The organism is Acidovorax sp. GW101-11A03 (assembly GCF_059424825.1).
In genome coordinates this window covers 126,315-139,247 of sequence record NZ_JBWKZU010000005.1, presented here as the reverse complement: position 1 = coordinate 139,247, position 12,933 = coordinate 126,315, and the positions used below count along the sequence as shown (strand labels likewise).

At 58.3% G+C, this 12,933-nt stretch carries 10 protein-coding genes and 1 pseudogene; 10 read left to right on the top strand and 1 reads right to left on the bottom strand.

Annotation, left to right across the window (positions count from 1 at the left end; all coding sequences use genetic code 11):
* The coding region (locus tag AC07Z7_RS04400) for an ATP-binding protein (protein WP_494765440.1) at positions 1 to 318 on the top strand (318 nt) is incomplete at its 5' end.
* Between the two features lie 84 nt (positions 319 to 402).
* Here the strand turns inward: AC07Z7_RS04400 and AC07Z7_RS04395 are convergent.
* Positions 403 to 1,815, bottom strand: coding sequence for a hypothetical protein (locus tag AC07Z7_RS04395; protein ID WP_494765439.1), 1,413 nt, complete (start codon positions 1,813 to 1,815; stop codon positions 403 to 405).
* Positions 1,816 to 2,143: 328 nt separating this feature from the next.
* On the opposite strand from AC07Z7_RS04395, the gene AC07Z7_RS04390 reads away from it, so the two are divergent.
* The 9 genes and pseudogenes from AC07Z7_RS04390 (at position 2,144) to AC07Z7_RS04350 (ending at position 12,911) form a co-directional block, all read left to right on the top strand.
* Entirely contained in the window at positions 2,144 to 2,701 is a 558-nt protein-coding gene (locus tag AC07Z7_RS04390; RefSeq protein ID WP_494765438.1) for a hypothetical protein, read from the top strand.
* Positions 2,702 to 2,752: 51 nt separating this feature from the next.
* Complete coding sequence (locus tag AC07Z7_RS04385; protein WP_494765437.1) at positions 2,753 to 4,861, top strand: TnsB C-terminal domain-containing protein; 2,109 nt, start codon at positions 2,753 to 2,755, stop codon at positions 4,859 to 4,861.
* Positions 4,862 to 4,955: 94 nt separating this feature from the next.
* Positions 4,956 to 5,999: a TniB family NTP-binding protein gene (locus tag AC07Z7_RS04380; protein WP_494765436.1), complete on the top strand. Its 1,044-nt coding sequence runs from the start codon at positions 4,956 to 4,958 to the stop codon at positions 5,997 to 5,999.
* Complete coding sequence (locus AC07Z7_RS04375) at positions 5,996 to 7,525, top strand: TniQ family protein (protein ID WP_494765435.1); 1,530 nt, start codon at positions 5,996 to 5,998, stop codon at positions 7,523 to 7,525. The genes AC07Z7_RS04380 and AC07Z7_RS04375 overlap by 4 nt, the downstream gene beginning before the upstream one ends.
* A 6-nt stretch (positions 7,526 to 7,531) precedes the next feature.
* Positions 7,532 to 7,933, top strand: a pseudogene (locus AC07Z7_RS04370) (TniQ family protein); the annotation flags it as partial.
* Positions 7,934 to 8,374: 441 nt separating this feature from the next.
* On the top strand, positions 8,375 to 9,151 hold the full coding sequence (locus AC07Z7_RS04365; RefSeq protein WP_494765443.1) for a hypothetical protein: 777 nt from the start codon (positions 8,375 to 8,377) through the stop codon (positions 9,149 to 9,151).
* A 41-nt stretch (positions 9,152 to 9,192) separates the two neighbouring features.
* Positions 9,193 to 9,603, top strand: coding sequence for a hypothetical protein (locus AC07Z7_RS04360; RefSeq protein ID WP_494765434.1), 411 nt, complete (start codon positions 9,193 to 9,195; stop codon positions 9,601 to 9,603).
* A gap of 441 nt (positions 9,604 to 10,044) precedes the next feature.
* Positions 10,045 to 11,190 (top strand): dsDNA nuclease domain-containing protein, encoded by a 1,146-nt coding sequence (locus AC07Z7_RS04355; protein ID WP_494765433.1) that lies wholly within the window; start codon positions 10,045 to 10,047, stop codon positions 11,188 to 11,190.
* Entirely contained in the window at positions 11,187 to 12,911 is a 1,725-nt protein-coding gene (locus AC07Z7_RS04350) for a hypothetical protein (protein WP_494765432.1), read from the top strand. The genes AC07Z7_RS04355 and AC07Z7_RS04350 overlap by 4 nt, the downstream gene beginning before the upstream one ends.
* The last annotated feature ends 22 nt before the right edge of the window (positions 12,912 to 12,933 follow it).

The following is a 12,933-nucleotide window of genomic DNA, read 5'->3' as shown; positions in this document are numbered from 1 at the left end:
GAGCACACCAGCGTGATGATCACCACTAACCTGACGTTCGCGGAGTGGTCCACGGTGTTCGGCGACGCCAAGATGACCACTGCGCTGCTGGATCGCTTGACCCATCACTGCCACATCATCGAGACCGGCAACGAGTCCTACCGCTTCCGCCACAGCACGCACGAAGCCAAAGGGCGCATCAAGACCCGTGAGCAGACCAGGAAGGCAGCAGCCGCTCACGTTAGCGAGACCGCGGAGGAAAGGGCCTCGCCTGATGGCTCGGCCATACCGACCACGAGTTCAAAAAAAGGAGGACCTACCGAAGCATCCACCCTATAGTTATCCACAGCTGGCTTCTAATGGAACCAGCTTCAGCCCCTGGTCAATGTTCGACTGGCACTGCTGATCACGATTGCACTGGCGCTAACAATGGTCGACATCGATGGGCTTTCCGGTACCGAAGCGGGTCGTTTCGGCGGATGACATCGCTGAACCGAAGAAATCGGCGAAGAAGCGCTCCCAAGCAAGGGCCCTCAAAGTACGTCCAGGTGGGGTCAACGGTATCGCCGAAGTGTCCGTACCGCGACCTTGGCGCGCCATGACCAGCCGATTGGCTTGCGCCACGCACGCGTCGAATTGCCGCTTCAGCAGGTCCTGCAACCTTGGTTCCAATACAGGGAGCAGCGTATGGAGCAATGCCCCCAAAGCCGCCGCGGCGGTAGCTACCTCGGGTGCGAGGCCCTCGCCTTCCGCGGCATGCTGCATCTGGCGGCGCACCTGAGCGGTTGGGGTCACGTCATTCAAGAGCGTATGGATACGTGGATGCTTCTTGGCGGCTTGCTTCCATGCGTCCTGGTAGATGCTGGAGACGTGCAGTTCTCGAGAAGGCACACGGACCTTGGCACTTCGGTGGTGCAGCCAACAGTTCTTTTTCATTCCTTCTCCGACATGTCGGAAGCAGACACGACATCGCTTGTACTCCCCAGTGCTTCCGAGGCAGCGTAGCCAGGCGGACAGCATCGAGAGGTTTTCCGCGGCCTCCTCGCAAACCTGCCAAAGCTCGAGCCATCTTCCGATGACTGCTGGATCGGCTCCAGGATCGAGTGGGAAGGGCATGATGAGGCAGTCCGAGATCAAGTCGAGGCTCTCGGAGGCCTGAAGCAGCTGCTCTGGATCAAAGCGTGTTGAGCCAAGGATGGGAAGCGTCAGGTTCGACGAACCCAGCAGACTGAACGTGTCGCGATTGTTCGTGAGCCAAACCAGCCCTGAAGGCGAGATCGAAGCCAAAGTTCGGTTGAGTGAGGCTTGGGCCGATGCCAGCTTGAGCTGCCGTTGCACCTGACCCACGCGGGTTCCGTCTTCTTGTTCGAGTTGAAGACGAACCTCGAGATGTCGAACCGCCTTTTCCTCCTCCAGCAGTTGAACCAGATGGGCCTGCTGTGCTTGTGGCAGCTCTGCAAGCGACGTGATCAACGGGAGTGCGGTGTGCGCGTCGTCCAGATAGGGGATCTGGCCAACAGACAGCTGGATACGGTGACGCTCACCGCCTGCGCTTTCCTGCTCGTACTCGAATCGACAGCCCGTTTCCATGAGATCTCGCAGAGCTTGCGACGCCGCACGCATTTGAGCGAGGGAAATCGTCCGAAGTTTTGCGACGATTTTCCGAAGCTCGGCTGGGGTGAGCTGGTACCTGTTACTCCGGCGTTCGCGAGTATCAATCGACGCGAGGAGCCGAGTATGCGATTGCCGCGCAGAGGATTGGCCTCCGGGTATGGCTCGTTGACGCCAACTGATGGTTGCGGCCAGTAGGCTGGCACGCAGATCGTCGAGATCCACTGTTACTCCTGAAAAAAAAGGTCCAGATACCCGGGATCCGCTCCCACGGAGTAAACGTCTATCAATTTATTGTCACTATATACATTCTCGAATTGTGACTTTGGAATCACGATTGCACCTAACTTTGACGAAAGGGGCGTGCATCGTGAACAGAAACCATCCACTGGGAAGTCGGAACTGGCTGGAGCAAGTATTTCAATCTGCTCCTGCCCGTGATCCGCAGGGGCGGAGCCGGCCGACGCAAAGGTATCTTGTGCAAGGCAGCGATAACTCCGTGACGGTTGCGGAAGGTGGGAACACCGCGACAGCCCGGTCCTTGCTGGTGACCATGAAAAACGCCGGCTACGTGAAGCGCTGGAAGCTCGAGCCCTTCTCGTTGAACAACGCTGACCATGGCATCGAGGCGACGCCCGACATCCTGTTCGAGACCCATGATGGCCGCGTTTTCGTGGTCGAGACCAAGGCGAGCAAGTTCCTCACGGAGGAAAAGCTGAAAAAGCAGCGCCGTGTCGAGAGCGTCATCACGCAAAGCGGCATGACGTTCCTGTTCTGGACCGATAGATGGCCCTTGTCCGCAGCCCTTTGGCGACAGCTCCGCGAGATGCGCCGACTTGGGAGCTGCGACATCCCCTACGACCGGATCTTTGCGGTCTCGCAATTGGTGGCTGAAGCCCCGAAGACCCTAGAGGAACTTCGGAAGGCGGGGGTATACCGTCACCACGTTCTTGCGGCTGTGTGGGTGGGGCAGGCCCACTTCAACCCGTTCGCGCCATTGTGTGATCGGACGCTGATTACGTCGAATCCCAAAGACCGACGCTTTGAGACGGTGCTGTATGCACCCGTCGAATCCTATGGATGGTGGTCCTCCCTCGCGGAAATCGTCTAGGCCGCGATCAGCGTAGGGCGCACCTCAACCAACACGTCACCAGGATCCCACATGAATGCCATTGCCGAAACCGCCGAAATCTCGATGCCCCCGCTCAAAACGCTGCTGCGCGTTGGAGGAGTTGTGTGTCGCGTCGATGCCATCACCGAGGGCGACAAGCTGTACCTAACGGACATCGCTTCGACGGAGACTCGCACCTGCCATTGGCCTGTTCTGCGTTCCGCAATGAGCAGGGGCGTCGTATCGCTCGCTGAAGATTTGGCCGTCGAGCAGGCCCTCATGGTTCCCGTTCATCTTCGCGCGGGAGAGCAGAGCCTGATCGAGGGAATCCCTGTGGCCTTCCGCACCGAGAAGGCGCTGGGCGTGATGCTGACCAAGCGACGCTGGATCCATGCGCTGCAACGTCATGGCGTTGTGAACTTCAATCCCTCCGATTTCCTGAGGGCCGCGATCAAGGACGTCGAACACGAGTTCCGAGAAATCTGTCCTTACGGCGTGGATGCCTTGTATGAAGCCGCGCGTACATTGCGCCGCAATCAGGGGGATCACCGCTCTTTACTTCCACAGTTCCATTTGCGTGGTGGTCCTGGAGGCCGGCGCCTGGATCCTGCGGTCGAGCGCATCATCGATCAAGCTCTGGAGCAGGCAGCAAATCCCGTCAGCGGGAAGCTGCGTGCTATGAAAGTCCACAACACAGTCAACGCGATGGTCCAACAGCACAACAGTGCGATCGCGATCATTCAGCGGCCAGGCCTTGTCATCGAGATGCCCCGACATCCCGATGACGAGACGAAAAAGCGCGCACTGGAAGTGCCTTCCCTTCCCACCGTCACGAGACGCTTCAATGACCGGTTTACGCCCTATGCGATTTGCGTCCGGAATGAAGGGAAAAAGCGGGCTGACCAGAGATTCCGTGAAGCGGGTGCGCGGATCCGGGTGGATCATGCCCTCGATATCGTCCACTACGACGACACCGACACGGCCGTCTTCCTCATCGACCCGCGTACGAATCTGCCATGGGGACGTTGCTGGCTGACGGCTGGCGTCGATGAGCACACATCCGCCGTGCTTGGCTACTCGCTGAGCGAACGTCCCCGCTCGTCCGAGAGCGCCTTCGAGGCGGTGGTCCATGGAATTTACCCGAAAGATCCCGGCTCGCCCGACTTCTCGCTGTGCCGCGGGAAGTGGGAGTGGTATGGGCAACATGGGATCGTCAACCTTGACAACGCTTCGTACAACGCGACGCTGCAACTGCAGGCGAGCGTGCTTGAGTTCGATGCTGAAATCGCGTTTTCACGCCCTCACCATCCCACGGACAAGCCCGATATCGAACACTTCAACCATCGAGTGAAGTTCGAGTTCATCCAGGACCTTCCTGGGTGGGTGGGGCCGAAGGAGGATCGCGAGCTGCTCAACGTTGGCTTGGGCAGCGCTGTGATGTCAATTGACGAGTTCCGAAAGCGGCTGATGGCCTGGATCGTGGACGAGTATTCGAACAAGCCCTGCGGCAAGGACGGAAAAACACCCCGAGAGGCCTGGAGGGAGCAGTTCCTCGACACTGAGCCGCTGCTTCCGCGACGTCGCCCTTCGCAGGAACTCATGGGAACGATCTACGACAAGCTCACGTTCCGCGACTCGGGGGGACTCTTGCGCATGAGGCTGCGGTACCAGTCGCCCCAGCTTGAAGAGCTGCGTAAAAGACTCGGGGCCCGTGCCGAGGTCTGGGTGAGGTACCTGCCGTCGAATCTGTCGTACCTGTACGTGTTGGACCCGCTGTCGAAGAACTACCTCAAGGTGCCCTGCATCGAGGACGTCCGGTATGTGCAGGGTCTGACCAACTACCAACAGTCTTTGATTCTCAAGAAGGCGCGGTTGATGAAGCTCCGCTCACCTGGTCTGGTCCAAATGCATGAAGCCCGCCAGGCGCTGATCGCGGACACCAAGGATCTGATGAAGTCCAAGAAGCTCCGTCAGCGCAAGCTCGGCTACCAAGTGCACAGGGCTGGTCTCGACGTTCCGCTGGAAGAACTCTCCGAGTTGGCGGATGTTCCTGCGCGGAAGCCTCTCGTTATCGAGACGATGGTGTCGGCCGTCGAGGACATGGTCGCCGACGTGGACGAAGTCGAGTTCGAACTGGATGAAGAAATGGAGCTGGAATGACCTTCATAGGCCGTTGCCATCGGCTTTGACCTCCGACTTCTGCGGTGTTTCACCGCAATACCGCTCAACCCTTCGATTCCATTGAAAGCCTCCTATGAACGCAGACGCAGTTCTCATCCCCGCAAACGATCGTTCCCACTGGGCAAACGCTTCCTTATCCCAGCGACTTGAAAAATTCCAAGGGATCTTCGTCAAGCACAAGGCCATCAAGAAGGTCGCTGATTTCGTCGAAGCCGAACTGGTGTTGCGTAAGGTCGAGATGAAGGCCAACGGTGTCCTGGTGATCGCAGGCTCTGGCTCCGGTAAGACCAGCTTCGTGAACTTCCTGAAAAGGCAATACCCGGATGTCGACACGCCCACAATGAGCACCCGGCCTGTGGTGTGCTTTAAGGTGCCAGCTGTCCCCTCGCCATCCTCCATGGGCTCAGCGCTACTGAGGGCGCTGGGGGACCCCTTGTACGACCGTGGTTCCTGGGAGGACAAGAAGGATCGCGCTGAGAACCTGCTTCTCAAGGCCGGCACCATCATCATCGCCATCGACGACTTCCAGGATGTCCCGTCCAGGCGAAAGGCACGAGGGGTCGAGCACATCGCGAACTGGATCCGCGATTTGTGCGACTTCAAGTTTCCTGGATTGGTCTTTGCCTTGGGCACCGAACAGGCTGCAGTTGTGCGGGATGCACACGACCAACTCCGGCGGCGCATGCAAGCTCGTTTCGAACTTCCAGTCTTTTCGATGGTGTCTGAAACGGACATCAAGAACTATCTCAGCCTGCTTGAGCTGGTGGATCGGGGATTGCCGCTGGCCGAGCATTCGGAATTGAAAAGCATGAAACTGGCGCGACCATTGCTCGCGGCGACCAATGGAATTCTGGACTACCTGATGAAGCTGATGGCCAGGGCATTGGTGCGGGCGGTGCAGCGCGGATCCGAACGTATTGAGAAGGTGGACCTCGAGCTGGGGTTCGAGGATCTGCACCAGGTCGCCGCTGTGGCCGGGAACCCATTTGCGGCAGACTGGAATGGCGAGGCCTTAACTGGCCCTGGGCAAATCTTCGAACTGCGCCAGGATGGGCCTGACGATGCCGGCGTGAAGAAGACATCTCGCCGGGGCCAACGAGCAACGAAGGCGGGGTGAAAGTGTTCTGCGAATCAGTTCCCGAGTTCCAACAGCCCCGCCTCATCGACCGGGGCGAGCCCTTGGCTGGTGAGTCTTGGTCCGATTACCTGATCCGGCTGTCCGAAGCGAACTACATTCCAGGTGGCTTGGGGGCCATGGCGCGCCTTGCCGGAATGACGACGCAACAGCTTGTCGTCGCATCTCCCGCGGAGGTCCTGGGGCGGTTCGGTATCGTGTATCCCAGCGCTCCCTTTGAGCATCCCCTGGACGCAAAAGTTGATCGTGAGCGCGTCTTCTTCGCGACCTTCGGCCGTACGTTGAAGACCCGCATCTGTCCACGTTGCCTGGCGTCGGACAAGATCCCGTTCGTCCGTGCCGAGTGGGGCATGCCCATGAGTGTGGCGTGTAGTCGCCACGGGACCTTGCTGGTCGACACTTGTCAGTCATGCCACAAGCCTTTGGATGTCCTGCGGCCTCAGCTGCTCCACTGTCGATGTGGGGCGGACCTTCGACAGCAGAAATCCGATGTGGCAGAGCGCTGGACGGAGAAGTTGCAGGAGGTTTTTTCCGAGGCCTACGCCGCTCAAACATTCGGCACATTCGCACGGGCCCATGAGCTAGGCCAGGAGGCTGCGAGAACCTGCAAATGGCTGGCTGCGCCGATGGAGCCTAAGACACAGCGTAGGTCCTATGCTGTGCTGGATCGTGATGGCTTTCTGACAATCTCCGACGCGCTGTCGATCCGGCATCTGCTGATTGATGTGCCCAGGAACATCGTGGCTTCGGTGATTGCGGAAGCCGATCCGGGAAAGAGGGACGGGTTCATGCGCCTGAACTATCGCCTTGGATGCAAATTCTTCAGTTGCATGCAGTCTGTCGCGGAAGAAGTGAAGCGCCTGCACCAACCGGAACTCAATCCTGATCGAATCCGTGCGCAGCGGCGCTCCTTGCCTCCAGTGAAGGAGACCTACGGCATCAAGGACCTAATGAAGGTCACGGGGAACAGCTACGGCACCTTGCTGCGTTGCATCGATGAGGGCGGTATCCCTGAGGCGAGCTACACCGTAGACCTCGCAACCGGGGCCAAGAAATTCAACATTCCGCCGGCGGTCTACCGTTCCATCGTGCAGGCCATGCAGCAGACCGACACCATCGAAGCGGGGGCTGCCCAACTCGGGTGCAGCGTCGATGCCATGCGCGGGCTGGTCGCTTCAGGGTGTGTCGCCGCGCGCAAACTGGCATTGACCCGTTTTGGCAGAAATCGTGATCGCGTGTGTCCCGCAGAGCTTCGGTCGTTCGCCGATTTCCTCTTCCGAGAGGCAAAAACGGAGAATGGCCCGCATCTGGAGCGCCTGTACTTCTCATGGTGGGTGCCTGGTGCTTACAACGCATACAGGTGCAAGTGGTGGCGCAAGATCCTGGGCGCTGTCAAAGAAAAGCGCATCGTCCTGTTCAAGGCGGCGCTTGTGCCGGTCGCGCTGAACGACCTGTACGTTTTGCGCAGCGATCTTCGGAACTTGCTCGGGGCGCGGTGTGTGCAGTGACAGGCCATGTTTCTAGTCCGTCCACGTCCTCTTCCGGGTGAATCTCTGTCGAGTTGGAGGCAGCGATCCGGCCTCGAAAACGGCTTCAGGCTGTTTCCTCGGGCGCCTGGGGAGCTGCAGCGGACTGACTCAGACCTAAAGCCCTCTGGTACCACTGTCGGGTGGCTCGCTCAGGAAAACCTTCTCACGGAGGGCGAAGTCATGCATATGACTCTCGCTGGGCTAGACGGCACGTTGCTTCGGTTCCGGGGTGGAGCGAGCGTCCCGCGATGGGTTTTGCCGCTGAGATACAGCAGGCGTGATCGTCCCTTCGGTATTCCTTTCTGTCCGCAATGCCTTCGAGAGGATGAAGTTCCGCATTTCCGGCTGCGATGGCGACTGTGCCTGCATTCGGTCTGCGAACGGCATGGGATTCGGCTCATCGACGGCTGCAACCGTTGTGGGCATCCGTCGTGGCCGGCGACCAGTGCTTTGGGAAATTTGTACGAAGGTGCCTGGATACCTGTGCACGAATGCCCCGTCTGTAGATACGATCTGAGATTCAGTCCTTCTGTGACGGCCCCGTCCGAATTGCTTCCCGTCTCGGGGCAATTATGTGAGCGCGATGTCTCGTTGTCGAACGGAGTGATCGTACCGGCGGTCGAATTCGCTACTGCGGCTTGGTGTGTCGCCCAACTATTCATTCGGAACCGATCCGCGCGAAAGATCCACGCCGCAGTCCCTGCCGCTAGGGAGGTAATAGAGGAGGCTTCTCGATCTGACCAACGATCGATTGAATGGCTGCCCCTTGAATTGCGACTGCGGCTGACTTCCCAGGTCGCAGGTCTTTTCCAAGGTTGGCCTGGAACCTTGCTCACTTTCAGCGAACGCTGCGGACTTTCTGCGGAGCACTTCAGTGTGGATCGGCAAGAGCTTCCGCACTGGTTCGAGGCGGCGATTCGGAGCCAGCTGCGCAAGCAAATTCGTGATGTCTCATATATAGAGGTTCAGACCGCCATGGACCAGTTGACCGCCTCAGGCATCGTGCTGACGAAGCAAGCGGTCTCCAAGCTGCTTGGATCGAGCGGGGGAAAGTCGCTTCAAGAAATCCTGGGCCGTAGGATGCGGGCGTCGAGTGCCGAACTGCAGCAAATGCTTACCGCGTTGGCAGATGGTGCGAGCACCGATCAGAAACGTAGAAGTTCGACGGAGGTCCTTGTGCGCGACGCGGTTGCCATCCTGTTGGCAGTCACGCTTGGAAAACAACTGGATGTGGTTGTCGAAATGTCACTCGATGAAGCACTGAGGGCAATATCCGCGGGCCGAGACTGCGTGGCGAATGAACATGATTTGGAAAGAGCGTACGCGCTGCTTGCCCGGCTTTCAGCGCAATACCTCCAACACCGAGCCGATCTTGGTCGAAAGAGGAAGCCCGCCGCCGATCTGTTCTTCGTGTGCTTTCGTGGCGGACGCGTTCAGAGCCGTGGGGCGAAGAGACTATTGCAGCAGTGCATGAAGAACATGGATGCCAGACTGGCAAGGTCAATCAGCGTTTTCTGGCAGGGGCAGCGAATCGATGAACGTGGCGGCAACGGCGCTACGAACGAGCGGCAGATGGCATCGACATATGTCCGGGAAGGACGATGATGGCGAGTCGAAGCAACTGGGACACCTCGGTCGAGTGGGCCATGAGCCAACAAAGGCTTCCCGGAAATCTGCGCCTGTTCACTTCACCATGTGGCGTAAGGGTGGCCGTGAAAGGCTTGGGAGTGGAAACAGCGCTCCTGCTGATGCACTGGAACGGCATGACAGGGGCTCTGATGCATGTCTTGACAATTGGTGAAGGCCTCGATCACGCTGATCCGCGCTGCTTGGCGGACTTCTATGCCTGGTACGGTGTCATGGACCGTCTCGCCCAGCATCTGCAGGAGAGCCCAGAAGCCTGTCGCTACCTGAGCGACAGGTATCGTCCTGGTGACCAAGTGCTTGACGTCGACGTGGGCAGAACGGAGCGAGGTGACCGGTTGGTGATTTGCGGGGATTTGGCCCGTTCTGCATTGGCCGCACATGCCGCCCGAAGTGCCCTCAAAGAGCTGTGATGCCTTCGGCCACGGGTTCGTCCTCTAGCGAGCTTCTCCGAACCACAGGATTTGGCACTGGGTAAATGCCTAATGGAAAAGACTTTCCCCGTTGGCGCGCAAATTCGTGTGTCGATGGGGAAATTTGGTCATAAGTCACAGCTCTTCGCCAATGGAGATCCGACGCGTCTTCGGTGCTTGAGCAGGCACTTTGGACCTGATTCGGAACAAGCTGTATCGAAGGCGGCTCACCACAGCATTTGCTGGCAGTTCAAGGGTTAGAGGCGAACCATGTATCCTGTATCAAAATGTCATGGACGATCAGTACGCTCAAAACGGACTGCACGCCGGAGATGGCTAAGACGTGACTGCTGAAGAAAGCAGGGAAAATTAAAGAACCGATTGATGTCACAAAGGACCCCAGCGAGGAGACCGGATGATGTTCAGGATAGCCTGGATCTCGTGCTCCGTGACCGCCCAATAGACGAGAAGAATGGCGTCAACGCCAGCTTGGGCTTCACCTTTCAACAATGGTGGGCCGCGTTGTCTATCGCCGAACTTCTGGGAAGCGGGAATGACTTCGCCGTCGGCGTTGAGGTCAAGGAGGACGTCGCGATTCTCGATTCCGCGCAATCGCCAACGAAGGTGGAGTTCTGCCAGGTCAAGAAGCATGAGCGCGATGGCGTCTGGGTCTTGAAGGATCTCCATAAGAAGGGCAGCAAGCGCAAGGATGGCACGCATGAGAATTCCATCCTCGCCAAGCTGTATGCCCGTCGGCACGAGTTCGGTGCCTCGCGTGCCAACCTGAGATTCGTCTCCAACATCGGCGTGAAGCTGCCCGATGAAGCCGGCGTGGACTCGCTTGCAACGAACACAGATCTGTCCACGCTGACGACTGAGCAGCAGACGCTCGTGAAGGCGGCCGTCAGTGCCCAATTGGGCATCCCCGAAGGTGATATCGATCTGACTGGTGTGATGGTGCACAAGACCAATCTCCCATTGGGTGAGCCAGAGATCTTTGTCAGTGGGAAGCTCGAGCAGCTATCGTCAACCGGACAGCTGCCGTTTCAACTCAGTCATACGTCGGTAGCGGCACGGGTTTTGGCAAGCGAAGTACAAAGCCGGGCGTCGAGCACTACCTACGCGCGGAGCTTCGAAGATCTCAAGCTGCGCATCATCTCCAAGTCGCAGGCCCTGAACATTCTGGCCAGCGTTGCGCAGTCCCGGGCGCCATTGAGCCAAATCCTGGAAGAAGCTACTGCCGAGTTGGATCGAGAGGGGCACCCTTTCATCGAACGCAAGGACATCAAGGCTCAGAGGGTCCGGGTGTGTGCGGACGCGTCCGACCGGACCAACATGATTTTCAGCGGGGTGGCGAGCGCGCTGCAGCGGGCCCGCGTTCCCATTGAAGCCGCCATTGGTGCAAAGGCAACCTTGGGCGAGTTAATGAACGAGGTTGTTGAAGAGGCCCGGGCATCAAGCCCTGCTGAGTTCAATGGCCTTCCCCTGGCCTACATACGCGCTGTGGCGCTACTGGTGTTATCCGATGCAATCGACCTCACCGTATTCACTGCTCCGGCTGGTCCGGAATCTAAGGAAGAAAAATGAACCGGCGCGTGACATACAAGACGCTCTGGCTCGTGTCCGCGAGAGACGAGAGCGCCAGAAAACAGCTGTTCAGTCAGAAGACGCTGCTTCTGGGACCGAACGGCACGGGTAAATCCCGCGTCATCAAGAATCTCTATTGGGTCTTCGGGTGCAAGACGCGCAAGCGTGACGCTGGAACCTGGGACCCTGATGCGGTTGCTGCCTTGGAGTTCACCTATCGGGACAGCGACTACATGGTTGTTCGCGACGGTAAGAGGCTGGGGATGTTTGGGGCCAATGACCAGTTGCTCTTTTCTGCAGAGAACATGGGTGCGTGGTCGAAGGCACTCGGCGCGTTCTTTGGATTCGAACTCCGGCTCAAGCGTCCTCAGACAGTAACTTTCTCGCAAGCCGGGCCTGAATACATGCTCATGCCGTTTTACATGGATCAGGACGGTAGCTGGGGAGCCGGTTGGGATACCTTTGAACAGCTGACGCAGTTCTCGGACTGGAAGGGCGCGACGTTCGAGTCCTTCATTGGCATGCGGCCAAACGCATACTTCCAGGCGAAGCATCTTTCGACAGAGATCGGTGAGCGAGTCACAGATAGGCGCAAGGAACTTGAAGCGCAGCGAGCGGCTTTCAAGCGGGTGCAAGATGTCCTGCCCAAGAATCTGCCGTCTCTCAACTTCGCTGCGTTTCGCAGTGAACTGGCGGAGATTGGCCGCAAGGCGACCAAGCTCCAACAGGAACAGGTTCGGATCCGTGGCCAACTTCTCGGGCTGGTCAACACGCGTGAGAAAGTCCAGTCGGAATTGAAGGTCGCACTTGCTGCCTACAACGAACTGAAAGGTGACTTTGCGTACCTGACGGACCGTGCTGGAGAGGCCATCGAGTGCCCCACGTGCGGCACGGTTCATGAGAACTCCTTCCATGCTCGAATTCTTCTTTCGAGCGACGCCGAGTCCTTGGGTGGACTCATCATGGAGCTTCGGACACAAGCAGATGACATCGGCAGCAAAGAGGCCAACATCCGTGCGAGCTTGCGAGGGGTGGAGCGCAACATCGCCGAACTCGACAAACTCCAGCAGGAACGGCGAGCCAAGCTGAAGCTTGAAGAAGTCCTGGCCTCGCAGAGCAAGAGAACCCTTGACTCAGCTTTTCAGAGGGTCAGCGGCGATCTGTCCACCGCTTTGAAGAAGCTGGAAATAGAAAAGGCTAAGGCAGATGAGGAGGTCAAAAAGTTCGAAGACCCTGATCGATTGGCTCAAGTTCGCAAGTATTTTTCGTCGCAGGTCTCGAGTTTGTCTAACTTGGTCGATGTTCCTATCGACGAGCAGATCGGCGATCCCAAACCGGGGGCGCGTGCTCAGTCTGGAGGAAGTTCCGCGCCTCGCTCCATGTTGGCTGTTCATCTGGCCATGCTTGCGACGAATGCTGAGTGGGGTGACTCCCCGCTGTTTCCCTTCGTCGTTGATACCCCTCAACAGTCGGGTCAGGACGATCCGAATCTGACAAAGATGGTCGAGGTTTTGGGAAGGGCAGCCGGGGTTCATCATCAAGTCATATTGGCTGCGGAACGCTTGCCCGAGAGTGCACAGCTGGGGGACTTCGAAACTGTCCGACTTACACAGAAGAAGGCGAGCCTCTCGAAGGAGTCCTTTGAGGAGGCGGTGGCACGCCTCCAAGGGCCCCTGGTCGCATTGCGAGAGAGCCTAAAGCCTGTAGTCGAAGCTGCGTGAAGAAGGGTGCTGGCACAGTTTG